Source organism: Mycobacterium sp. GA-2829, from assembly GCF_001499965.1.
In the GTDB taxonomy this organism is placed as follows: Bacteria; Actinomycetota; Actinomycetes; order Mycobacteriales; family Mycobacteriaceae; genus Mycobacterium.
Genome location: NZ_LQIT01000029.1, coordinates 31212 through 53306, shown reverse-complemented (window position 1 = coordinate 53306; position 22095 = coordinate 31212). Strand labels below are relative to the sequence as shown.

Genomic DNA, 22095 nt, shown 5'->3' with positions numbered 1-22095 from the left:
ACAGTCCTGTTCGCGTACACGATTGCGACGAACCCGCGCGGGTATCCCAAAAGACGAAATCAGCGTTCTCCCACCCGGGAACGCGTAATCGATGGTGTCAATGGCTGGCCCCGGTCGGCACTGCCGGATAGGTTTGAGACATGAGGGAATTGCCACACGTGCTGGGCATCGTCCTGGCCGGCGGGGAGGGCAAGCGGCTGTATCCGCTCACGGCGGACCGGGCCAAACCGGCGGTTCCCTTCGGCGGGGCCTACCGACTCATCGACTTCGTGTTGTCCAACCTCGTCAACGCGCGTTACCTGCGGATCTGTGTGCTCACCCAGTACAAGTCGCACTCGCTGGACCGGCACATCTCGCAGAATTGGCGGCTGTCCGGCCTGGCCGGCGAGTACATCACCCCGGTTCCGGCGCAGCAGCGGCTCGGACCGCGCTGGTACACCGGTTCGGCCGACGCGATCTACCAGTCGATGAACCTCATCTACGACGAGGATCCCGACTACATCGTGGTGTTCGGCGCCGACCACGTGTACCGCATGGACCCCGAGCAGATGCTGCAGTTCCACATCGAGAGCGGCGCGGGCGCCACCGTCGCCGGTATCCGGGTGCCGCGGTCGGAGGCCACCGCGTTCGGCTGCATCGACTCCGACGAGTCGGGCCGGATCAAGAGCTTCATCGAGAAGCCCCCGGACCCGCCCGGCACCCCGGACGACCCCGAGCAGACGTTCGTGTCGATGGGCAACTACATCTTCACCACCAAGGTGCTCATCGACGCCATCCGCGCCGACGCCGACGACGACGACTCCGACCACGACATGGGCGGCGACATCATCCCGCGTCTGGTGTCCGACGGGATGGCCGCGGTCTACGACTTCAGCAACAACGAGGTGCCCGGCGCCACCGAACGCGACCACGGGTACTGGCGCGACGTCGGCACGCTCGACGCGTTCTACGACGCGCACATGGATCTGGTGTCGGTGCACCCGATCTTCAACCTGTACAACAAGCGCTGGCCCATCCGCGGTGAGTCGGAGAACCTGGCGCCCGCCAAGTTCGTCAACGGCGGATCGGCGCAGGAGTCGGTCGTCGGCGCGGGCAGCATCATCTCCGCGGCGTCGGTGCGCAACTCGGTGCTGTCGTCGAACGTCTACATCGACGACGGCGCGATCGTCGAGGGCAGCGTCATCATGCCCGGCACCCGGATCGGCCGCGGTGCGGTGGTGCGGCACGCGATCCTCGACAAGAACGTGGTGGTCGGACCGGGGGAGATGGTCGGTGTCGACCTCGACAAGGACCGGGAGCGGTTCTCGGTCAGCGCGGGCGGTGTCGTCGCGGTCGGCAAGGGCATCTGGATCTGAGGCCGGGTCACCACACGTACGGCAGCAGCCGGTATCGCACCTGCCGGGTGTAGGCGGCGTAGCCGTCGAGTTCGTCGCGCAGCAGGCGTTCCTCGTCGAGAATGCGCATGCGCATCACCACGATTCCGGGCAGCAGCGCGACCAGGCCCCACCACGACCCCAACGCGGGTGGAGTGCCGAGCATCATCACCGCGGTGCTCGAGTACATGGGGTGCCGCACCAGCCCGTACAGCCCGCTGGTGACCACGCGCTGGCCCGCCTCCACGGTGACCGTCGCCGCCGCGTACGAGTTCTGGAGGATGACGAGCTGAGACGTTCCCAGGCCGACCGCAACCAGTACCGCGCCGACGATCACCACCGGCGTCGGCACCGTCGACCACCCGAATCGGTGGTCCAACGCGCTGACGACCAACACCGCCGCGACCGTCGCCACGGTGCCCGTGATGGCGACGCGCTGCACCGGCCGGGTCTCGGCCTGCGGACCCGCTTTCAGTCGGCGCCGCAGAACGTCGGGTCTCTTCGTCGCCAAGTACAGGCTGGGGCCGGTCGCCATCACGAAGAACACTGCCAGGAACAGCCAGGCCTGCCAGTAGTGGAACGTGCCCGCGGGCCAGAACAGGGTGGCGCCGAAGAAGAGCAGACCGAACACCATCGATCCGGCGGTCTGCAGCGCGATCTTCATACCGCATCCCGGTGGCGGTAGAGCCCACCTGCGAGCGCGACGAGCGCGGCGGCGACCGCACCCATCACGACGAGCGCGACCACGGGGTAGTCCGTCGGTGCGGTGGTCTGGCCGACCGGGGAGGCGTCCAGCAGCCACTGCGGCAGCCGCAGCAGCGCGCCGAGGTACAGCGAGACGACGATGAACGCCACCGCCAGCCACGCCGGCCACGGCCGGCGCAGCGCGACCGCCAGCGCCGCCACCCCGGCGACCACCGCCAACGCCGGAACGTACGCCAGCCCGGCGACGGTCAGCTCGACGATCGTGCCCGGCTCACCGAGCGTCAGCCCCGCGCCGAGACCGTTGCCCAGCCCGGCGCCGAGCATCAGCAGCGTGGCCCCGATCAGGGCCGCGACCACCGCGCTGCCCAACCAGCGCCACCGCGACACCGCCCCGGCCAGCACCGCCTCACCCGTGCCGGACTCCTCGTCGGCGTGCACCCGCAACACCGCGGTGACCACGTAGGCCGACGCCGCCGCGGCCAGGAACTGCGTCATCGTCGTGTACACGCCCTCGTTGCCCTGGGTGTTGAGGACCTGGGCCAGCAGTTCGTTGGTCTGCGCGGCGTCGATCAGCGACTTCGTCATCGAGCCGAACGCCAACCCGCCGAGGAACAAGCCGACACCCCAGCCGATCGTCAGCCCGCGTTGCAGCGTCAGCTGCAGACCGAGCACCCCGCGGATGGCCGGGGCGTCGGGCCGGTCGCCGGTGGTGGGCAGCGTGCCCGCGTCGTACTGCCTGCGGTTCTCCAAGTAGGCGGCCAGCGCGATCAGCGCTACCGTGGCGGCGACGAGCAGGGCCAGCGGCCACCAGCGCAACGCGACGAACGCCCGCATCTGCTGCGCCCAGGCGATGGGGGACACCCAGCTCAGGGCACTGCCCGTGTTGTCGATGACATCGCCTATGCCGCGGATGAGCGCGGCCGCCGCGAGCACCCCGAGCGCCGCGCCGGTGGCGCTGCGGGACTGCCGCCACAGCTGTGCGGTCACCGCGGCGACGGCGCCGAAGAGCATCGACACCGCGGTCACGCCGAGGCACATCGCGAGGCTGTCGGCGACCGTGAACCCGGACGCGGCCATCGCCGCGGTCATCGTGAGGGCCAGCACGGCGTTGACCGCGCCGACGAGGATCAGCGCCGCGGTGGTGCGGGCGTACCGTCCCACCACCGAGGACAGCACCAATTCGGCTGCGCCGCTTTCCTCTTCGGCCCGGGTGTGCCGAACGACGGTGAGTACGCTCAGGATCGACGCCGCCACGATCAGGGTGAGCATGAGCTCGTTGGCCATCATCGCCCCGAGGTCGGTCTCGCGGACGCCGAACATGGGGCCGCCCATGATGATCCCGGCCGGGGTCTTCATCAGGTTGACTCGCGCGAGCCGCTGCGCTTCCTCGGGGTAGGCCAGCTTGACGGCGTTGGGGGCGTACACCATGGTCAGCGTCAGCACTGCGATCCACACGCTCAGCCGGATCCGGTCGCGCCGCAGGGCGAGCCGGATCAGTTGAGGCACACCGGTGTAGGCGGACCTGTCGCGCGCCGGCGCCGCGGTGGTCATCGCGCCGTCCCGGAGTACTCGCGCAGGAACATGTCCTCCAGCGATGCGGGTGTGACGGTGAGTTCGGCGATGCCCAGGCCGGTGAGCCGGGCCATCGCGGTGTCGAGGTCTGCGCGGTCGACGGAAAACACGGCGCCGCCGTCGGCGGTGGCGAAGTCGTGCACGAACGGGGCGTCTTCGAGCGCGGTGACGTCCCCGCGGGTGCGGGTGGTGACGGTCGTGCGCATCAGGTGGCGCAGGTCGGCCAGTGGTCCGGAACGGACGGTGCGGCCCGCCCGGATGATCGTGACGGTGTCGCAGAGCTTCTCGACCTCGGCGAGGATGTGGCTGGACAGCAGCACCGCGGCGCCACGGTCGGCGACCTCGCGCACGCATTCCTGAAAGACCCTCTCCATCAACGGATCCAGACCGGAGGTGGGTTCGTCGAGGATGTAGAGGTCGGCGTCGGTGCTGAACGCGGCGACGAGCGCGACCTTCTGCCGGTTGCCCTTGGAGTAGGTGCGGGCCTTCTTGTGCGGGTCGAGTTCGAACCTGTCGATGAGGTCGTCGCGCCTGGCGGTGTGCTGGGCGCCGGGTCCGCGCAGCCGGGCAAGGAAGTCGATGGCCTGCAGTCCGGTGAGGTTCGGCCACAGGGTGACGTCGCCGGGGACGTAGGCGATGCGGCGGTGCAGGTCGACCGCATCGCGCCACGGGTCGCCGCCGAGCAGGCGGACCGTCCCCGCGTCGGCGCGCAGCAGGCCGAGCAAGATGCGGATCGTGGTGGACTTACCCGACCCGTTCGGCCCGAGGAATCCGGCGATGTCGCCGGGGGCGACGTTCATGTCGAGCCCGTCGAGCGCCCGGGTGCGGCCGAAAGTCTTGACCAGTCCGTGGATCTCGACGGCCGGCGCGGTGGAGCCCTCAGGCCGGCGCGGGGACATGCTTGTCTGGGTCGTCATCACCATCTCCTTGATAGGTGAGAAAGGCGTCGTACATCGTGGAGTCGGTCATCAGCCCGGCGGTGTAGACCTCGAGCGCGGGCAGCACCATGTCCTCGGCGTATTCGCGCAGGACGCGGCGGATGTCGGTCGGATCCTCGTGCAGCTGGAGATACAGTAGGAAGCTGCCGCCGTTGGCCAGCGACAGATAGCGGGCGCGGGCGTTCGGGTCGCGGCTGGGTTTGACGGTGCCCGCCCGCACCCCCTCGTCGAGGTATTGCTCGGTGTTGTCGATCATGCGGCGCCACAACCCTTTTGCGAGTTCGCTGCCGGACTGCATGCTGCGGACCAGGTAGGCCATCAGCGGTGCGTACTGTTCGATCTCGGCCATCGCCGCCAGCCAGGTCACGGGATCGTGGCTCTGGATCGTCGCGGATTTATCGCTGCGGATCTGTTCGGCGACGTGCTCGTCGCACGCGGCGCGCAGTTTCTCCTTGGATCCGAAGTGGTGGATCACCAGCGCCGGGCTGACGTCGGCGGCCTCGGCGATGGCCCGCACGCTGACCCCGAAGCCGTCCCTGCCGAACCGCTCGATCGCCGCGTCCCGGATCCGGGCGACGGCGGTGCGGTCATCAGCGGCTGAACGCATGTTCAATAGACTAAACGCACGTTCAGTCGCGCGTCAACACGTTACCGCGAAACCGCATTCCCTGCGGTCAAGCGCGCGTCTTGACGACAGGGAATGCGGTTTCGGCGAAAGCGGGGGATCAGTCGCGGGCGGCGGCGAGCAGGCCGTCGCCCAGCGGCACCAGGACGGGGGTGAGCCGCTCGTCCTCGGCGATCAACCGCGCCGCCTCACGGACGGCGCTGACTTCGGCGTCCTTGGCGTTGGCATCGCCGGCCCGGCCGCCCAGCGCGGCGCGGTGCACGACGATCGCGCCGCCCGGGCGCAGCAACCGCACGCCCTCGACGACGAACTGGGGCTGGTCGACCGGATCACCGTCGACGAACACCAGGTCGTAGGACTCGTCGGCGAGCCGGGTCAGCACGTCCTGGGCGCGGCCGCTGATCAACCGTGTCCGGCCCGGGCCGATACCGGCCTCGACGAATGCCTGTTTCGCAATGCGCTGATGCTCGGGCTCGACGTCGATGGTCGTCAACACGCCGTCCTCGCGCATCCCCGACAGCAGCCACAGCCCGCTCACGCCGGCGCCGGTGCCGACCTCGACGACCGCCTTCGCCTCGGTCAATCGCGCCAGGACACTGAGCAGCGCGCCGACCGCCGGGGTGACCGCACCTGCGCCGATGTCGACGGCACGGTCGCGGGCCGCGGCGACGATCGCGTCCTCGGAGATGGACTGCTCGGCGTGCGCGACGATCGCTTCGGCACGGCTCGATCGCTGACCCGCCGGGTCGTCGGTGCTCGCCATGCCCGCACTGTAGAGCGCGGCCGCGCGGCCCGGGTTCGCGACACGCCCGCGCGGCAACGTGTGATATACGTCCAAATTCAACCGTTTTCGCAGGTGAACCAGAGGGTATCCACCATTCTCAGGGAACGTTCATATTGCTCATATCGCCCCCACACCCGGTTCGGGGACGGTGGGCGGCATGGAACACGGGAGGCGGCTGCGCTTCGGGAATAGGGCTGCGGCCGATCTTGTTGCGCAAAACGTCCACCCCACGACGATGGAGGATCCGACGACCACCACGACGACGAAGACCGTGGCACCCCAGGCTGCCCCCGTCACGATGGCGCATCTCGAGCAGTTCGCCGATTCCGACTGGGTCGAGCCGACCGACGAACTCACCGGGACGGCCGTCTTCGACGCGACCGGCGACAAGACGACGATGCCGTCGTGGGACGAACTGGTCCGTCAGCACGCCGACCGGGTGTACCGGCTGGCCTACCGCCTCTCGGGCAACCAGCACGACGCCGAGGACCTCACCCAGGAGACGTTCATCCGCGTCTTCCGTTCCGTGCAGAACTACCAGCCCGGCACGTTCGAGGGTTGGCTGCACCGCATCACCACCAACCTGTTCCTCGACATGGTCCGGCGGCGCGGCCGCATCCGCATGGAGGCGCTGCCCGAGGACTACGACCGGGTGCCCGCCGACGATCCGAACCCCGAGCAGATCTTCCATGACTCGCGGCTCGGCCCGGACCTACAGGCCGCGCTCGACTCGCTGCCGCCGGAGTTCCGCGCCGCGGTCGTCCTGTGCGACATCGAGGGTCTGTCCTACGAGGAGATCGGCGCGACGCTCGGGGTGAAGCTGGGCACGGTCCGCAGCCGCATCCACCGCGGAAGGCAGGCGTTGCGGGACTACCTGGCCCGTCACGCGCCCGATGCCGCCACCTCCGCCTGACGATCGCGTGTCCAGACGGACGGTGCCGCGCTACATTCGTGTGGGCGGAGTCTTACAGAACGGTGAGACCGAGAGGAGTCGGGTGATGGTCGATCCTGGGCACGTATTCCGGCGGGCCTTCTCCTGGATCCCCGCCCAGTTCGCATCCCAGAGCAACGCCCCGGTCGGCGCACCGCGCCAGTTCGGTTCCACCGAACACCTCTCGATCGAGGCGGTCGCGGCCTTCGTCGACGGCGAGTTGAGCATGACCGCGCACATGCGGGCGGCCAACCACCTGTCGTTGTGCCCGCAGTGTGCCGCCGAGGTCGACGCCCAGAGTCAAGCCCGGTCCGCGTTGCGGGACTGCCAGCCGATCGCGATACCGAACACACTGCTCGGGATGTTGTCGCAGATCCCGCAGCACATGCCGAAGTCCCCGATCGAGGACGCCGACCAGCCGAAGTTTGCTGACGACCCGACGCGTGACCGGCGCAAGCGCCGGTAGGCTGGGCGCGTGACCAATCAGGACCAGGGCCGCCGCATGGCCCCACGCCCCGTCGAACGGCCTGCGGTCGACCCGGCGGCCCAGCGTGCCTTCGGCAGGCCCAGCGGCGTCAGCGGTTCCTTTCTCGGTGCCGACAAGTATCGCGACCAGGCCCAGTTCACACCCAAGACCCCCGCGCCGGACCCGGTGCTGGCCGAGGCGTTCGGCCGTCCGCCGTACGCCGGTGCCGATTCCCTGCAGCGCCACCCCGCCGATGCCGGCGCACTCGACGCAGAACGCGCCCGCGGCGGCGGGGATGACGGACCCGATCCGTGGCGCGATCCGAACGCGCCGGTCTCGCTGGGCACCCCCGCCCAGCACGCCCCCGCGCCGGTGCACGCGCCGGCACAGGTCGGCAAGCTCGGCGTGCGCGACGTCCTGTTCGGCCGCCGCGTCTCCTACGTCGCGCTGGCGATCCTGCTGCTCACCGCGCTGACCGTCGGCGCGCTCGGCGGCTGGGTCGGCAACAAGACCGCCGAGACCGTGGAGGCGTTCACCACCTCGAAGGTCACGCTCGAGACCAGCGACAGCGGCGACCCGCCGGAAGGGCGGATCACCAAGGTCGCCGACGCGGTCGCCGATTCGGTGGTCACGGTCGAGGCCAAGAGCGATCAGGAGGGCTCCCAGGGTTCCGGTGTGGTGATCGACGACCGCGGCTACATCGTCACCAACAACCACGTGATCTCCGAGGCGGCCAACAACCCCGCCAAGTACAAGATCTCCGTCGTGTTCAACGACGGGAAAGAGGTGCCGGCCAACCTCGTCGGACGCGATCCGAAGACCGACCTCGCCGTGCTCAAGGTCGACAACGTCGACAACCTGTCGGTGGCCAAGATGGGCGACTCGGACAAACTGCGCGTCGGCGAAGAGGTGATCGCCGCCGGCGCCCCGCTGGGCCTGCGCAGCACGGTCACTTCGGGCATCATCAGCGCCCTGCACCGGCCGGTCCCGCTCTCGGGCGACGGCTCCGACACCGACACGGTGATCGACGGTGTGCAGACCGACGCCTCGATCAACCACGGCAACTCCGGCGGTCCGCTGATCGACATGGACGCCAACGTCATCGGTATCAACACCGCGGGCAAGTCGCTGTCCGACAGCGCCAGCGGCCTGGGCTTCGCGATCCCGGTCAACGAGGTGAAGACCGTCGTCGAGGCGTTGATCAAGGACGGCAAGATCGCCCATCCCACGCTCGGCCTAACCGCAAAGTCGGTCAGCAACGACGTGGCCTCGGGCGCTCAGGTGGCCAACGTCAAGGCGGGCAGCGCGGCAGAACGGGCCGGCATCCTGGAGAACGACGTCGTGGTCAGGGTCGGCAACCGCGACGTGGCCGACGCCGACGAGTTCGTGGTCGCGGTTCGTCAGCTCAAGATCGGCGAACCCGCACCCATCGAGGTGATGCGCGACGGTCGCCCGGTGACCCTGACCGTCACGCCGACGCCCGACGACGCCCCCACCGACTGATGTTCGCGAACATCGGCTGGGGGGAGATGCTGATCCTGGTGATCGCCGGTTTGGTGATCCTGGGACCCGAACGGCTGCCCGGGGCGATCCGCTGGACGTCCGGCGCGCTGCGCCAGGCCCGCGACTACATCAGCGGCGCCACCACACAGCTGCGCCAGGATTTCGGTCCCGAGTTCGACGATCTGCGCGAACCGCTGTCCGAACTGCAGAAGCTGCGCGGGATGACACCGCGGGCGGCGCTGACCAAACACCTGCTCGACGGCGACGACTCGTTCTTCACCGGCAAGTTCGACCAGCAGAACGGGAAGCCGGCGGCCGGTGAGGAGAAGCCGGTCACCAAGATCGACCGGCCCAGCGAGCCGACCGCGACGCCGTTCGACAGCGACGCGACCTAGCGGCCCGCGGGGTCGAGGCCCAGCGACATCCCGGCCAACCCACGCTTGCGTGCGGACAGCCCGTCGGCGATGTTGCGCAGTTCCTTACCGGCGGGGGAGTCGGGCGCCGAGAGCACCAGCGGAACCCCGGAATCGCCGGCGCTGACCAGCGCCGGATCCAGCGGCACCTGGCCGAGCAGCGGCACGTCGGCGCCGACCGCGCGGGTGAGCCGTTCGGCGACCTGACGGCCGCCGCCCTCACCGAACAGCTGCATGGTCGAACCGTCGGGCATGAGCAGCCCGGACATGTTCTCCACCACGCCGACGATGCGCTGCCGGGTCTGCAGGGCTATCGCCCCGGCCCGCTCGGCGACCTCAGCGGCCGCCAGCTGCGGGGTGGTGACGACGAGGATCTCCGCACCCGGGATCAGCTGGGCCACCGAGATCGCGACGTCGCCGGTGCCCGGCGGCAGGTCGAGCAGCAGCACATCGAGGTCGCCCCAGAAGACGTCGGCAAGGAACTGCTGCAGCGCACGGTGCAGCATCGGACCACGCCACACCACCGGGGTGTTGCCCTGGGTGAACATCGCGATCGAGATGACCTTCACCTCGTGGGCGATCGGCGGCACGATCATCGAGTCGACCTGGACCGGCCGGTCGGTGGTGCCCATCATGCGGGGCACCGAGTGGCCGTAGATGTCGGCGTCGAGCAGCCCGACGGACAGGCCACGGGCGGCCATCGCCGCGGCGAGGTTGACGGTGACGCTGGACTTGCCCACACCGCCCTTGCCGGAGGCGACGGCGTAGACCCGGGTCAGCGAGCTGGGCTGAGCGAACGGGATGACCGGTTCGCGGGAGTCGCCGCGCAGCTGTTTGCGCAGTTCGGCGCGCTGCTCGTCGTTCATCACGTCGAGGCTCACCCGGACCGCACCGGTGCCGGGCACGTCGGCCACGGCCCGCTGGACCTGTTCGGTGATCTCGGTGCGCTTCGGGCACGCCGCGGTGGTCAGGTACACCTCCACGTGGACCGAGCCGTCGACCGGATCCACCGTGATGTTCTTGACCATGCCGAGCTCGGTGATCGGTCGGCGCAATTCGGGGTCGATCACCTTGGCCAGCGCGCCACGGATCGCGGTCTGGCGCTCTTCAGGATTCTGGGACATCGCCTGCGAGTCTAGGCCGACCCGGCAGGCGGCTCCCAAACGCGGCGCGGCTCAGGCCACCGGGCCGGGTGCCGGACCGGTCGGGGCCGGACCGGGCAGCGGCCCTGCGGGCGCCGCGGGCGCAGGACCAGCCGCCGGGGCGGGGACCGGGCCGGGTCCCGGAGCGGGTGCCGCGAGTACCGGCGCCGGCCCGGGCGCGGGTGCGGTGGCGGGTGCGGTGGGGTCGGTCAGGCAGAACACCACGCAGCTCGGCTGCGGGGCGGGCGGGGGAGCCATCCACGGCGGCACCCACGGCGGCGGCGCGGCGGGCGCCGGAGCCGGGGTCGCGGGAGCCTCCGGCGCCGGGCCGGGCAGCGGGCCCAGCCGCTGACCCGGGGCGAAGCCGGGCACATTGCCGGTGGGCATCCGGCTGGCGTCGATGCGGCTGAGCAGTGGCACCAGTGCCAGCGGATCGTCGGCGGGCAACCCGGTCGCGTTCAGCGGGGTACCGGGGCCGAGACCGTCCGGCTTGTCGAGGTGCGAATCGCCGAGCGCGGGCACCGGGCCGGTGATCGGGGGCAGGTCCACCGGGACGACGCCGGTCGCGTAACCCCCGGCCCAGCTCAGCACGTTGCGGGCGTAGGCGACCGAGTTGTTGTACCGCAGGATCGCCGACATCACCTGCGACGGATCGCGCAGGTTCAGTCCGCCGCTGCACAGGTAGCGCGCCGCCGCCAGCGTCGAGTCGTAGAGGTTCTGGACGTCGGCCTTACCGTCCCCGTCGCCGTCGGAGGCGTAGCGCGCCCAGGTGCCGGGCAGGAACTGCATCGGCCCCATGGCGCGGGCGTAGGTGACACGTTCGGCGGTCCGGCTCATCTCGATGATCTCGTTGCCGGGCAGCGTGCCGTCCAGCGCCGGGCCGAAGATCGGGCGGACGGCGGTACCGCGAGAATCCGTCGCGCCGCCGTTGGCGTGCCCCGACTCGATGCGGCCGATACCGGCCAGCAGGTTCCAGCTGAGCCCGCAACCGGGGACCGCGGCGGCCATCATCCGTTCGGCGTTGCGGTACGCGCTCAGCGCCATCGCCGGGATCTTCAGGCTGCCGGGGGCGTTGACGACCGTGGCGGGCGGCGGTGAGGACACCGTCGAGGCGGCGATCCGGAAGGCGCTCGGCGCCTTCTTCACCGCGACGACCGAGGGGCCCGTGGAGTTGCGGGGGGTGGTCTCGACGGCGGCCAGCGGGGTGACGGCGGCGTTGCTCGTCGGGTGCTGCACGGTGGGTGCCGAGGCGCCCACGGCGCCGGCGAGCACGAGGGGCGCGATGATCACGACTCCGGCGGCGGGTTTCCGCAGTGCTCTGCCGGCACGTCGTCCGGCCGCCGTCACAGCGGCTGCTCCCCCTATGTGCACTCCAACCGTCCTAGCGTGTGCGATGGCCCGACCCAGGTGTGTGAACCAAGTCACCATACATACCATGTGTCACGTCCGTTGCAGCAATGCAACAAACCGATCTCAGGTGGTGCGCTTCGAGCGACCCTCCGCGGCGTCGTTCGCTGCGAGCAGCGTCGCGACCATCTCGCGCAGCTCCTCGAGTTCGCGGCGCAGGTAGTCGCGGGTGGCGACCTCGCCGACGGCCAACCGCAGCGCGGCGAGTTCGCGGGCGAGGTACTCGGTGTCGGCCTTGGTCTGGGCGGCGCGCCTGCGATCCTCGTCCAGCGACACGCGGTCGCGGTTCTCCTGGCGGTTCTGGGCCAGCAGGATCAGCGGCGCGGCGTAGGCGGCCTGCGTGGAGAACGCGAGGTTGAGCAGGATGAACGGGTACGGATCCCACTGCAGCGACACCGCGAACAGGTTCAACGCGATCCAGACGATCACGATGATCGTCTGCACCGCCAGATAGCGCCCCGTGCCCAGAAAGCGCGCGACCCGCTCCCCGAACTGGCCGACCGCCTCCCGGTCGATGGTGAACACGATGCGGCGCGGGCTGCGCGGAGTGTCCAGCCGTCCGCGCGCCGACAAGTCGCTCATGACGTCCCTTCGGTGCCGGTGAGTTCGGGTTCGGTGACCCGCTCACGCCAGTCGTCGGGAAGCAGGTGGTCCAGGAGGTCGTCGACGGAGACCGCGCCGAGCAGATGGTTCTCCGCGTCGACGACCGGACCGCACACCAGGTTGTACGCGGCGAAATACCGGGTCACCGCGCCGAGCGGGTCCTCCGGGCTCAGGCTCGGCAGGTCCGTGTCGAGGATGCCGCTGACGAGCGTGGCGGGGGGTTCGCGCAGCAACCGCTGCAGGTGCACGCAGCCCAGATAGTGCCCGGTCGGAGTGGCCGTGGGCGGGCGCGCGACGAACGCCAGCGACGCCAGCGCCGGCGTCAGGTCCGGATCGCGCACCCGGGCCAGCGCCTCGGCGACGGTGACGTCGGGCGCCAGCACCACCGGTTCGGACGTCATCAGACCGCCCGCGGTGTCGGGAGAGTGGCTCAGCAGCCGGCGTACGTCCTCGGAGTCCTCGGGATCCATCCGGCGCAGCAGCGTCTCGGCGTCGGCCGGGGTCATCGACCCCAGCAGGTCCGCGGCGTCGTCGGGGTCCATCGCCTCCAGGACGTCGGCGGCGCGTTCGGTCTTGAGTTGGCGCAGCACGTCGGCCTGGTCATCCATCGGCAGTTCCTGCAGCACGTCGGCGAGGCGTTCGTCGTCGAGCGCGTTGACCACCTCGTAGCGGCGTTTGGCGGGCAGCTCCCGGATCGCCTCGGCCACCTCGACCGCGCGCTGACCCTCGAACTGTTCGAGCAGCGAGGCCACACCTTGATCCGGCATCGCCAGACCGGACGGGGTGAGGCCGTGCACGTGATGCCAGTCGACGACGTGGATGTTGGATCGGCGGCCCAGTCGGCGCTGCGGGCGCACCGCGACCCGGGTGACCAGCCAGTCGCGGGTGCGGCTCTGCTCGATTCCGAGATCGACCACCACGACGTCGATTCCGGCGAGCTGGGTGAGGTCCGGATCGTCGACGCGCACCCGCGAGTCGAGCACCTGACCGACGACGAGCACCTCCCCGGGTCGCTGGACGAACTTCCGCAGCGATACGTTGGTCGTCGTCAGCGTCACCGCGCTGGGCTCGATCGCGGTCACCCGCAGGATTGGAACGAAAATCCTTCTGCGCGTGAGCAGTTCGACCACAAGGCCGAGGACGCGGGGCTGCTGGCGGACGATGCTGATGCTGATCACCACATCGCGGACACGGCCGATGGACTCACCGTCGGGGCCCAGCACGACCATTCCGGCCAGCCGTGCCGCGTAGACCCTGTTCACCGCCGCCATGGTTCAAAGAGTAGAGAGTAGAGCCGTGACACACGCGCCTCGACCCCGTGAATCCGACGAATCCGCCCGGCCGCGCCGCACCTGCCTGTCGGTGCCCGGCAGCAGCGCCAAGATGATCGCCAAGGCCAAGGGGCTGCCCGCCGACGAGGTGTTCCTCGATCTGGAGGACGCGGTGGCGCCCGAGGCGAAGGCCGAGGCCCGCACCCGGGTGGCGGTCGCGCTCGGTGAAAACGGTTGGGGCGGACAGCTGCGGGGGGTGCGGGTCAACGACTGGACCACCCCGTGGACCTACTCCGACGTCATCGAGGTCGTGTCGACCGCGGGCGCCCAACTCGACCTCATCGTGCTGCCGAAGGTCACCGACGTCAGCCACATCCACGCACTGGATCTGCTGCTCACCCAGCTGGAGACGACGCACGGTCTGCCGGTGGGCCGCATCGGGATCGAGGCGCAGATCGAGAACGCCCAGGGGTTGACGAACATCGACGCGATCGCCGCGGGCCCGCGGGTGCAGGCGCTGGTGCTCGGCCCCGCCGACCTGATGGCCAGCCTCAACATGCGCACGCTGGTCGTCGGCGAGCAACCCGAGGGCTATGACGTCGGCGACGCCTACCACCACATCCTGATGCGGATCCTCATCGCCGCCCGCACCCACGGCATCCACGCGATCGACGGACCGTTCCTCAAGGTGCGCGATGTCGAGGCCTTCCGGCGGGTGGCCGGCCGCTCGGCGGCGCTGGGTTACGACGGCAAGTGGGTGCTGCATCCGGACCAGATCACTGCGGGAAACGAGATCTTCAGTCCGCGTCAACAGGATTACGACCACGCCGAGCTGATCCTCGAGGCGTACGAATGGCACACCTCGCACGCGGGTGGGGCGCGTGGTGCGGTGATGTTGGGCGACGAGATGATCGACGAGGCCAGCCGCAAGATGGCGCGGGTGATCGCGGCGAAGGGCCGTGCCGCGGGGATGACCCGGCAGGGTGAGCCGTTCCGCCCACCGCAGTGACCGTCAGGAGTTGGCGACGATGAAGGCCATCACGATTCCGACGACCAGTGACACCGCGCCGACCGCGATGCCGGCGATCGCCAGGCCCTGACCCTCTTCCCCGTTCTGCTTGATCTGGTTCAGCGAGATCAGGCCCAACGCCACACCGGCGACTGAACCCAGGCAGCACACGAACCCCACCAGCGACGCCACCAGCGACCAGATCGCCAGGGCGTTGGTCTTCGGGCCCGCGGCGTATCCGCCGCCGTAGGGCGGATATCCGGTGGGCGGGGGATAGCCGCCGGAGGTGTCGTACGGGCTGCCGAACGAGCCGTACTGCTGGTAGCCCGGCGGCGGAGGCGGATACCCCGGCTGTTGCTGATATCCCGGCGGCGGTGGCGGATAGCCCGGCTGCTGGTAGCCGGGCTGCTGGTACCCCGGCTGGTCGAAACCGGACGGCGGGGGCGGATAGCTCGGCTGCTGGCCGTAGGCCGGTGCCTCGTACCCGCCGGGCGTCGGCTCGGAGCCGCCGGGTTCGGCGGGTGACGACTGCTCGGGATCGCGTTCCGGGTTCGTCATGACTTCAACCTAGCGCACACCACGCGACCGCAAAGGGCACGATTCGGATCGACGATGCGTTGATACTGGTGAGACGACAAGCTGCGACAACCGGCGTCCTAGAGGAGGATGACGAGCGATGACGAGTCCTTTCCCATCCGGGCCGACGCCGGGCGCGACACCCGCGTCGCCCGCAGGAGCGCGCGGCGTTCCGCCCGCGCTGCCCACCCCGCCCAAGGGCTGGCCGATCGGGTCGTACGCGACCTACGCCGAGGCGCAGCGCGCGGTCGACTATCTGTCGGACCACCAGTTCCCCGTGCAGCAGGTGACGATCGTCGGGGTCGACCTGATGCAGGTCGAGCGGGTGACCGGACGGCTCTCCTGGCCCAAGGTGCTCGGCGGTGGTGTGCTGACCGGCGCCTGGCTCGGTCTGTTCATCGGCCTGATTCTCGGGTTCTTCAGCCCGAATCCGTGGAGCGCGCTGCTGACCGGTCTGATCGCCGGTGTGTTCTTCGGGCTGATCACCTCCGCGATCCCGTACGCAATGGCCCGTGGCACAAGGGATTTCAGTTCCACCATGCAACTCGTCGCCGGGCGGTACGACGTGCTGTGCGATCCCAAGAACGCCGAACAGGGGCGGGATCTGCTGGCGCGCTTGACGATCTGACAGGCCACGGTCAGGTCACGATCGGGGGCGAATCCGTCGTCTCGGTCGGCAGGGTGTTGCACATCACGCGTCGTTCCCTCTACGGTTTGCGCGCAGGGGAACAGACGGGAGGCTGCTGGTGCGAGCTCGGCGGCTATGTGCTGCAGCAGTTGCCGCGCTGGCGACGGCGTCGATGGTTTCGGCGTGTGGATCCGGCGGCGACGGAAAAGTCATCAACCTGTACACCTCGGCCAACGAACTGGCCACGTTCACGGCGCTGGCCAAACGGTGTACCGAAGAGCTGGACAACGGCTTCACCGTTCGCCAGGTCAGCCTCCCCAAGAGCGCCGACGAGCAGCGGCTGCAGCTGGCGCGGCGGTTGACCGGCAACGACAAGACCCTCGACATGATGGCCATGGACGTCGTGTGGACCCCGGAGTTCGCTGAGGCCGGGTGGATCCTGCCGCTGTCCGACGATCCGGCCGGGCTGGCCGAGGCGGACGCGACCACCGACACGCTGCCCGGCCCGCTGGAGACGGCCACGTGGCAGGACAAGCTCTACGCCGCGCCGATCACCACCAACACCCAGGTGCTCTGGTACCGCGCCGACCTGATGCCCGAACCGCCCGGCAACTGGGACGCGATGGTCGCCGAGGCGACCCGGTTGCACGCCGAGGGCAAGCCGAGCTGGATCGCCGTGCAGGGCAAGCAGTACGAGGGCCTGGTGGTGTGGTTCAACACGCTGCTGGAGAGCGCGGGCGGGCAGGTCCTCTCCGACGACGGCACCAAGGTCACGCTGACCGACACCCCCGAACACCGTGCCGCGACGGTCAAGGCGCTCGAGGTCATCAAGGCCGTCGCCACCGCCCCCGGTGCCGATCCGTCGATCACCCAGACCGACGAGAGCACCGCGCGGCTGGCGCTCGAACAGGGCAAGGCCGCCCTCGAGGTGAACTGGCCGTTCGTGCTGCCCTCGATGCTGGAGAACGCGGTCAAGGGCGGGGTGCAGTTCCTGCCGCTCAACGAGCGTCCCGACCTGACCAGCGCCATCAACGACGCCGGCACGTTCTCACCGACCGACGAACAGTTCCGCACCGCCTACGACGCCAGCCGTGAGGTGTTCGGGTTCGCGCCGTTCCCGGAGGTCAACCCCGGCACGCCGGCGAAGGTGACGCTCGGCGGGCTCAACATCGCCGTCGCCAAGACCACCCAGCACAAGGCCGAGGCCTTCGAGGTGATGCGGTGTCTGCGCAGCCCGGAGAACCAGCGGACCACCTCGGTCGAGGGCGGTCTGCCCGCGGTGCGGGCCTCGCTCTACGACGATCCGGCGTTCCAGGCCAGCTACCCGCAGTACGAGATCATCCGTCAGCAGCTGATCGACGCCGCGGTGCGGCCCGCCACCCCGCAGTACCAGGCGGTGTCGACGCGGATCTCGGTGACGCTGGCGCCGATCACCGAGATCGATCCCGAGCGCACCGCCGACGAACTGACCGAGCAGGTGCAGAAGGCGATCGACGGTAAGGGGCTCATCCCGTGACGGCGACTCTGGAACCGCAGACCACGGCGCCGAGCGCGGCCAGCGGCGGCAGCGACGACGCGAAGGCCGAACGGCGGCTGGCATTCCTGCTGATCGCCCCGGCGGTCTTCCTGATGCTGGCGGTCACCGCCTACCCGATCATCTACTCGGTGTGGCTGAGCCTGCAGCGCTACAACCTCGCCACCCCCGACGACACCGAGTTCGTCGGCCTGCAGAACTACATCACCGTGCTCACCGACGGGTACTGGTGGACCGCGCTGGCGGTCACGCTGGGCATCACGATCGTCTCGGTGGCCATCGAGTTCGTGCTCGGCATGGCGCTGGCCCTGGTCATGCCGAGCACCATCTTCGGCAAGGGCGTGGTGCGCACCGCGATCCTCATTCCGTACGGCATCGTCACCGTCGCCGCGTCCTACAGCTGGTACTACGCGTGGACGCCGGGCACCGGCTACCTGGCCAACCTGCTGCCCGAAGGCAGCGCCCCGCTGACCGAACAGCTGCCGTCGCTGGCGATCGTCGTACTCGCCGAGGTGTGGAAGACCACGCCGTTCATGGCGCTGCTGCTGCTCGCCGGTCTGGCGCTGGTGCCCCAGGATCTGCTCAACGCCGCCCAGATGGACGGGGCGGGTCCGTGGACGCGGTTGACGAAAGTCATTCTGCCCCTGATCAAACCGGCCATCCTGGTGGCACTGCTGTTCCGCACGCTCGACGCGTTCCGGGTGTTCGACAACATCTACGTGCTCACCCAGGGCGCCAACAACACCGGATCGGTGTCGATCCTCGGTTACGACAACCTGTTCAAGGCGTTCAACCTCGGGCTGGGATCGGCGATCAGCGTGCTGATCTTCCTGTGCGTGGCGATCATCGCGTTCATCTACATCAAACTGTTCGGTGCGTCGGCGCCCGGGTCCGAGGAGGAAACTCGATGAGCGCCTGCGCGAAGAGCGGAGGGCAGCGGTGAACGAGCGGGCAACGCCGGGACGCATCACCGGGTGGACGGTCATCAACGTCCTCGTGGTCGTCTACGCACTGCTGCCGGTGCTGTGGATCCTGAGCCTGTCGCTCAAGCCCACCTCGAGTGTCAAGGACGGCAAGCTGATCCCCGCGGAGATCACGTTCGCCAACTACAAGGGCATCTTCAACGGCGACGCGTTCTCCTCGGCGCTGATCAACTCGATCGGCATCGGCCTGATCACCACGGTCATCGCCGTGCTGTTCGGCGGGATGGCCGCCTACGCCGTTGCGCGCCTTGCCTTCCCGGGTAAGAAGCTGCTCGTCGGGGTCGCTCTGTTGATCGCGATGTTCCCCCAGATCTCGCTGGTGACACCGCTGTTCAACATCGAACGGCGGTTGGGTCTGTTCGACACCTGGCCGGGCCTGATCATCCCCTACATCACGTTCGCGCTGCCGCTGGCGATCTACACGCTCTCGGCGTTCTTCAAGGAGATCCCCTGGGATCTGGAGAAGGCCGCCAAGATGGACGGCGCCACCCCGGCGCAGGCGTTCCGCAAGGTCATCGCCCCGCTGGCGGCACCCGGCATCGTCACCGCGGCGATCCTGGTGTTCATCTTCGCCTGGAACGACCTGCTGCTCGCGCTGTCGCTGACCGCGACGCAGCGGGCGATCACCGCCCCGGTGGCGATCGCGAACTTCACCGGCAGTTCCCAGTTCGAGGAGCCGACCGGCTCGATCGCGGCGGGCGCGATGGTGATCACGATCCCGATCATTGTCTTTGTTCTCATCTTCCAGCGACGGATCGTCGCCGGGCTCACGTCCGGTGCGGTGAAGGGGTAGCTCGATGGCCGAAATCGTCTTGGACAAAGTGACCAAGAGTTACCCCAACGGCGCGACCGCGGTGAAGGAACTCTCGATCACCATCGCCGACGGTGAGTTCATCATCCTGGTCGGGCCGTCGGGCTGCGGGAAGTCGACGACGCTGAACATGATCGCCGGGCTCGAGGACATCTCGTCGGGGGAACTGCGCATCGGCGGGCAACGCGTCAACGACAAGGCGCCCAAGGACCGCGACATCGCGATGGTGTTCCAGTCCTATGCGCTGTACCCGCACATGAGCGTGCGGCAGAACATCGGGTTCCCGCTCACGCTGGCCAAGGTCAAGAAAGAGGACATCAACGCCAAGGTCGAGGAGACCGCGAAGATCCTCGACCTCACCGAACTGCTCGACCGCAAACCCGGTCAGCTCTCCGGTGGGCAGCGGCAGCGGGTGGCGATGGGCCGCGCGATCGTGCGCAACCCCAAGGCGTTCCTGATGGACGAGCCGCTGAGCAACCTCGACGCCAAACTGCGCGTGCAGATGCGCTCGGAGATCTCGCGGTTGCAGAACCGCCTGGGCACCACCACCGTCTACGTCACCCACGACCAGACCGAGGCGATGACGCTCGGCGACCGTGTCGTGGTCATGCTCGCCGGGGTGGCCCAGCAGATCGGCTCGCCCGAGGAGCTGTACAACCGGCCGGCGAACCTGTTCGTGGCCGGGTTCATCGGCTCGCCGGCGATGAACTTCTTCCCGGCCACGCTGACCGATGTCGGGGTCCGGCTGCCCTTCGGTGAGGTCACGCTGACCCAGGAGGCGCAGGACCTGATCACCCGGCGCGGCAAGCCGAAGAACATCATCGTCGGGGTGCGGCCCGAACACCTCGAGGACGCCTCGGTGCTCGACGGCTACGCCCGCATCCGCGCGATCACCTTCGAGGTGCGCGCCGACATGGTGGAGTCCCTGGGTGCGGAGAAGTACGTGCACTTCCGCACCGAGGGCGCGGGGGCGAAATCCGATCAGCTGGCGCAGCTCGCCGTCGAATCCGGTTCGGGCGAGAACGAATTCGTCGCGCGGGTGTCCACCGAGTCGCCGGTCCGCCAAGGTGACACCATCCAGCTCGCGCTGGACACCTCGCGGTTGGTGATCTTCGACGCCGATTCGGGGGAGAACCTCACCATCCCCGACGAGACCTCCGCCGAACCGCCGAAGATCGTGGAAACCAAGCCCGCCGAGTGACCGATGTCCTGAGCGCGGTGCGCGCCCATCTGGACGCGTACTTCCGGCGGGTCGGCGTGGACGCCGAACCGGCATCGGCCAGCGTCACGTTCCTGGGCACCGAACGCATCGAGGTGCTGCGGTACGGACCCGACGCCGACGGTGTGGCCCACCACGTGTCGCTGGGCTGTTCGCGGCACCCGATGTTCGATCCCGCCGAGCTGGTGACCGACCCGATCCACGGTCCGCGCGCCGAAGTCGTTGTCTCCCTTCGTGGTCCGGCACCCAAGGGGCTGGCTCGCTCAGTCGCGATCCTCGCCGCAGCCCCCGCGGTGGAAGGTCTGGTGCTGGCCGAGGATGCGCTGATCGACCTCGAGACCCCGCTGTGGGAGCGCGCCCCGTTCACCGCATTCCTGTTGGACGGCAGCGGAATCGACGATGTCGCGCTGCCCGGACCGCTGCCCGCGGTGACGGTGTTCTCCGCGACCCCGATCACCGCGACGGAGGCGGCGTGGGTGCGCCTCAAAGGCGCCGACGCGATGCGCGAGGCGTGGGTGTCCGACGGCGTCGACGTCCTCGATCCCGCCCGCCGGGCGGCGAGCCCCAGCTAGAGCCAGTCGTTGTGGCGGAACGTGCGGTACAGCAGTGCGCACACCGTCACCATGACCAGCAGCACGGCGGGATATCCCCAGGTCCAATGCAATTCGGGCATGTGCTCGAAGTTCATGCCGTAGACGCCGGCCATGGCGGTCGGCACCGCGGCGATCGCCACCCACGCCGAGATCTTGCGCATGTCGATGTTCTGCTGCATCGCGACCTTGCCGAGCGCGGCCTGCACCAGAGAGTTCAGCAGCTCGTCGTAGCCGCTGATCGAGTCGGACGCGCGGATGTTGTGGTCGAGCACGTCGCTGACGTAGCGGCGCACCTCGATCGACACCAGATCGTCGAGTTCGGTGATGAGCTGCAGCGCGGGCGTCAACGGCGCCACGGCGCGGCGCAGCTCCACCACCTCCCGCTTGAGCAGGTAGATGTTCTCGATCTTGGTGCGTGAGGTGGGGGAGAAGACGTCCTCCTCCATCGCGTCGATGTCGGTCTCCACCATCTCGGTCACCTCGAGGTAGCTGTCGACCACGTGGTCGGCGATCGCATGCATCACCGCGTACGGCCCCAATGCCAACAGTGCGGGCGTGGCCTCCAGGTGCTTGCGGACACCGGTCAGCCCGCTGTGGTCGCCGTGCCGGACGGTCACCACGAAGTCGGCGCCGACGAACACCATGATCTCGCCGGTCTCGACGATCTCGCGGACCTTGGCCATCGACTCGTGCTCGATGTACTTGACGGTCTTGAGCACCAGGAACAACGTGTCGTCGTAGCGTTCGACCTTGGGCCGCTGGTGGGCGTGCACCGCATCCTCGACGGCCAGTTCGTGCAGCCCGTACGCCTCAGCGACGGTCTGCATCTGCTCATCGTCGGGTTCGTGCAGACCGATCCAGGTGAACGCCGATCGGCCCTCACCGGTCAGTTCGTGCGCCCGGTCGAGGGCCGCGGCGTGGGTGAACCGGCCGGTGAGCCGCTCACCGTCGCAGTACACACCGCAATCCACGACCGCCTGGTCGACCGGGACACGCGAAGACGGCATCC

Annotated in this window: 23 protein-coding genes; 12 read left to right on the top strand and 11 right to left on the bottom strand. The window is 69.0% G+C overall.

The genetic code is table 11. From position 1 onward, the window contains the following. Positions 1 to 140: 140 nt before the first annotated feature. Positions 141 to 1355 (top strand): glucose-1-phosphate adenylyltransferase, encoded by a 1215-nt coding sequence (gene glgC, locus AU194_RS18085; RefSeq protein ID WP_059090628.1) that lies wholly within the window; start codon positions 141 to 143, stop codon positions 1353 to 1355. A gap of 7 nt (positions 1356 to 1362) precedes the next feature. Here the strand turns inward: glgC and AU194_RS18080 are convergent, their stop codons facing one another. From AU194_RS18080 to AU194_RS18060, 5 genes are all read right to left on the bottom strand, one after another. Further along, positions 1363 to 2037, bottom strand: a complete 675-nt coding sequence (locus tag AU194_RS18080) for an isoprenylcysteine carboxylmethyltransferase family protein (protein WP_059090627.1) — start codon at positions 2035 to 2037, stop codon at positions 1363 to 1365. After that, positions 2034 to 3629 carry an ABC transporter permease gene (locus AU194_RS18075; RefSeq protein ID WP_059090626.1) on the bottom strand — a complete coding sequence of 532 codons (1596 nt, stop codon included), beginning with the start codon at positions 3627 to 3629 and terminating at the stop codon, positions 2034 to 2036. Before AU194_RS18075 ends, AU194_RS18080 begins: the two co-directional genes overlap by 4 nt. Next, complete coding sequence (locus tag AU194_RS18070) at positions 3626 to 4567, bottom strand: ABC transporter ATP-binding protein (protein WP_059090625.1); 942 nt, start codon at positions 4565 to 4567, stop codon at positions 3626 to 3628. Before AU194_RS18070 ends, AU194_RS18075 begins: the two co-directional genes overlap by 4 nt. Then, positions 4530 to 5195, bottom strand: a complete 666-nt coding sequence (locus AU194_RS18065; RefSeq protein WP_059090624.1) for a TetR/AcrR family transcriptional regulator — start codon at positions 5193 to 5195, stop codon at positions 4530 to 4532. Before AU194_RS18065 ends, AU194_RS18070 begins: the two co-directional genes overlap by 38 nt. 118 nt (positions 5196 to 5313) lie before the next feature. Then, positions 5314 to 5976 carry an O-methyltransferase gene (locus AU194_RS18060; RefSeq protein ID WP_059090653.1) on the bottom strand — a complete coding sequence of 221 codons (663 nt, stop codon included), beginning with the start codon at positions 5974 to 5976 and terminating at the stop codon, positions 5314 to 5316. A gap of 178 nt (positions 5977 to 6154) precedes the next feature. On the opposite strand from AU194_RS18060, the gene sigE reads away from it, so the two are divergent. The 4 genes from sigE (at position 6155) to tatB (ending at position 9292) form a co-directional block, all read left to right on the top strand. Next, the gene (gene sigE, locus AU194_RS18055; RefSeq protein ID WP_059090623.1) at positions 6155 to 6910 is read left to right on the top strand and encodes an RNA polymerase sigma factor SigE; all 756 of its coding nucleotides are present in this window, start codon (positions 6155 to 6157) and stop codon (positions 6908 to 6910) included. 85 nt (positions 6911 to 6995) lie between these two features. Continuing rightward, entirely contained in the window at positions 6996 to 7394 is a 399-nt protein-coding gene (gene rseA, locus AU194_RS18050) for an anti-sigma E factor RseA (protein WP_059090622.1), read from the top strand. A 9-nt stretch (positions 7395 to 7403) separates the two neighbouring features. After that, the gene (locus AU194_RS18045) at positions 7404 to 8897 is read left to right on the top strand and encodes a S1C family serine protease (protein ID WP_059090621.1); all 1494 of its coding nucleotides are present in this window, start codon (positions 7404 to 7406) and stop codon (positions 8895 to 8897) included. Continuing rightward, a complete protein-coding gene (tatB, locus tag AU194_RS18040; RefSeq protein ID WP_059090620.1) occupies positions 8897 to 9292 on the top strand; it encodes a Sec-independent protein translocase protein TatB in 396 nt (131 codons plus the stop codon). Before AU194_RS18045 ends, tatB begins: the two co-directional genes overlap by 1 nt. Here the strand turns inward: tatB and AU194_RS18035 are convergent. The 4 genes from AU194_RS18035 to AU194_RS18020 form a co-directional block, all read right to left on the bottom strand. Next, on the bottom strand, positions 9289 to 10434 hold the full coding sequence (locus AU194_RS18035; protein ID WP_059090619.1) for an Mrp/NBP35 family ATP-binding protein: 1146 nt from the start codon (positions 10432 to 10434) through the stop codon (positions 9289 to 9291). The two genes, tatB and AU194_RS18035, sit on opposite strands and share 4 nt — an antisense overlap. Positions 10435 to 10485: 51 nt before the next feature. Further along, complete coding sequence (locus AU194_RS18030; protein WP_231743455.1) at positions 10486 to 11823, bottom strand: lytic transglycosylase domain-containing protein; 1338 nt, start codon at positions 11821 to 11823, stop codon at positions 10486 to 10488. Positions 11824 to 11925: 102 nt separating this feature from the next. Beyond that, complete coding sequence (locus AU194_RS18025) at positions 11926 to 12441, bottom strand: DUF1003 domain-containing protein (RefSeq protein ID WP_059090617.1); 516 nt, start codon at positions 12439 to 12441, stop codon at positions 11926 to 11928. Continuing rightward, complete coding sequence (locus AU194_RS18020) at positions 12438 to 13733, bottom strand: magnesium transporter MgtE N-terminal domain-containing protein (protein WP_059090616.1); 1296 nt, start codon at positions 13731 to 13733, stop codon at positions 12438 to 12440. Before AU194_RS18020 ends, AU194_RS18025 begins: the two co-directional genes overlap by 4 nt. Here AU194_RS18020 and AU194_RS18015 point away from each other — a divergent pair. Further along, positions 13732 to 14742 carry a CoA ester lyase gene (locus AU194_RS18015; RefSeq protein ID WP_369804152.1) on the top strand — a complete coding sequence of 337 codons (1011 nt, stop codon included), beginning with the start codon at positions 13732 to 13734 and terminating at the stop codon, positions 14740 to 14742. The genes AU194_RS18020 and AU194_RS18015 overlap by 2 nt on opposite strands. A gap of 3 nt (positions 14743 to 14745) precedes the next feature. Here AU194_RS18015 and AU194_RS18010 read toward each other — a convergent pair whose 3' ends face one another. Continuing rightward, entirely contained in the window at positions 14746 to 15300 is a 555-nt protein-coding gene (locus AU194_RS18010; protein ID WP_059090615.1) for a DUF4190 domain-containing protein, read from the bottom strand. Positions 15301 to 15418: 118 nt separating this feature from the next. On the opposite strand from AU194_RS18010, the gene AU194_RS18005 reads away from it, so the two are divergent. The 6 genes from AU194_RS18005 to AU194_RS17980 all read left to right on the top strand — a co-directional run bounded on the left by AU194_RS18005 (position 15419) and on the right by AU194_RS17980 (position 21065). Continuing rightward, positions 15419 to 15946 (top strand): general stress protein, encoded by a 528-nt coding sequence (locus AU194_RS18005; protein ID WP_059090614.1) that lies wholly within the window; start codon positions 15419 to 15421, stop codon positions 15944 to 15946. 118 nt (positions 15947 to 16064) lie between these two features. Continuing rightward, positions 16065 to 17462, top strand: coding sequence for an ABC transporter substrate-binding protein (locus tag AU194_RS18000; protein ID WP_059090613.1), 1398 nt, complete (start codon positions 16065 to 16067; stop codon positions 17460 to 17462). An 8-nt stretch (positions 17463 to 17470) separates the two neighbouring features. Continuing rightward, entirely contained in the window at positions 17471 to 18391 is a 921-nt protein-coding gene (locus AU194_RS17995; RefSeq protein WP_197417658.1) for a carbohydrate ABC transporter permease, read from the top strand. A 55-nt stretch (positions 18392 to 18446) separates the two neighbouring features. After that, positions 18447 to 19256, top strand: a complete 810-nt coding sequence (locus AU194_RS17990) for a carbohydrate ABC transporter permease (RefSeq protein WP_369804155.1) — start codon at positions 18447 to 18449, stop codon at positions 19254 to 19256. Positions 19257 to 19260: 4 nt separating this feature from the next. After that, the gene (locus AU194_RS17985) at positions 19261 to 20475 is read left to right on the top strand and encodes an ABC transporter ATP-binding protein (RefSeq protein ID WP_059090610.1); all 1215 of its coding nucleotides are present in this window, start codon (positions 19261 to 19263) and stop codon (positions 20473 to 20475) included. Further along, entirely contained in the window at positions 20472 to 21065 is a 594-nt protein-coding gene (locus tag AU194_RS17980; protein WP_059090609.1) for a suppressor of fused domain protein, read from the top strand. The genes AU194_RS17985 and AU194_RS17980 overlap by 4 nt, the downstream gene beginning before the upstream one ends. Here the strand turns inward: AU194_RS17980 and corA are convergent. Next, positions 21062 to 22093, bottom strand: a complete 1032-nt coding sequence (gene corA / locus AU194_RS17975) for a magnesium/cobalt transporter CorA (protein ID WP_059090608.1) — start codon at positions 22091 to 22093, stop codon at positions 21062 to 21064. The genes AU194_RS17980 and corA overlap by 4 nt on opposite strands. Between the last annotated feature and the right edge of the window lie 2 nt (positions 22094 to 22095).

What these genes read in the sequence shown, in the direction of transcription:
- AU194_RS18020 (WP_059090616.1), bottom strand. Translation starts at nt 13,733, where the DNA reads ATGGCGGCGGTGAACAGGGTCTACGCGGCACGGCTGGCCGGAATGGTC.
- AU194_RS18010 (WP_059090615.1), bottom strand. Translation starts at nt 15,300, where the DNA reads ATGACGAACCCGGAACGCGATCCCGAGCAGTCGTCACCCGCCGAACCC.
- glgC (WP_059090628.1), top strand. Translation starts at nt 141, where the DNA reads ATGAGGGAATTGCCACACGTGCTGGGCATCGTCCTGGCCGGCGGGGAG.
- AU194_RS18005 (WP_059090614.1), top strand. Translation starts at nt 15,419, where the DNA reads ATGACGAGTCCTTTCCCATCCGGGCCGACGCCGGGCGCGACACCCGCG.
- AU194_RS18075 (WP_059090626.1), bottom strand. Translation starts at nt 3,629, where the DNA reads ATGACCACCGCGGCGCCGGCGCGCGACAGGTCCGCCTACACCGGTGTG.
- AU194_RS18080 (WP_059090627.1), bottom strand. Translation starts at nt 2,037, where the DNA reads ATGAAGATCGCGCTGCAGACCGCCGGATCGATGGTGTTCGGTCTGCTC.
- rseA (WP_059090622.1), top strand. Translation starts at nt 6,996, where the DNA reads ATGGTCGATCCTGGGCACGTATTCCGGCGGGCCTTCTCCTGGATCCCC.
- AU194_RS18060 (WP_059090653.1), bottom strand. Translation starts at nt 5,976, where the DNA reads ATGGCGAGCACCGACGACCCGGCGGGTCAGCGATCGAGCCGTGCCGAA.
- corA (WP_059090608.1), bottom strand. Translation starts at nt 22,093, where the DNA reads ATGCCGTCTTCGCGTGTCCCGGTCGACCAGGCGGTCGTGGATTGCGGT.
- tatB (WP_059090620.1), top strand. Translation starts at nt 8,897, where the DNA reads ATGTTCGCGAACATCGGCTGGGGGGAGATGCTGATCCTGGTGATCGCC.
- AU194_RS18015 (WP_369804152.1), top strand. Translation starts at nt 13,732, where the DNA reads ATGGTTCAAAGAGTAGAGAGTAGAGCCGTGACACACGCGCCTCGACCC.
- AU194_RS18070 (WP_059090625.1), bottom strand. Translation starts at nt 4,567, where the DNA reads ATGACGACCCAGACAAGCATGTCCCCGCGCCGGCCTGAGGGCTCCACC.
- AU194_RS18035 (WP_059090619.1), bottom strand. Translation starts at nt 10,434, where the DNA reads ATGTCCCAGAATCCTGAAGAGCGCCAGACCGCGATCCGTGGCGCGCTG.
- AU194_RS18065 (WP_059090624.1), bottom strand. Translation starts at nt 5,195, where the DNA reads ATGCGTTCAGCCGCTGATGACCGCACCGCCGTCGCCCGGATCCGGGAC.
- sigE (WP_059090623.1), top strand. Translation starts at nt 6,155, where the DNA reads ATGGAACACGGGAGGCGGCTGCGCTTCGGGAATAGGGCTGCGGCCGAT.
- AU194_RS18025 (WP_059090617.1), bottom strand. Translation starts at nt 12,441, where the DNA reads ATGAGCGACTTGTCGGCGCGCGGACGGCTGGACACTCCGCGCAGCCCG.
- AU194_RS17985 (WP_059090610.1), top strand. Translation starts at nt 19,261, where the DNA reads ATGGCCGAAATCGTCTTGGACAAAGTGACCAAGAGTTACCCCAACGGC.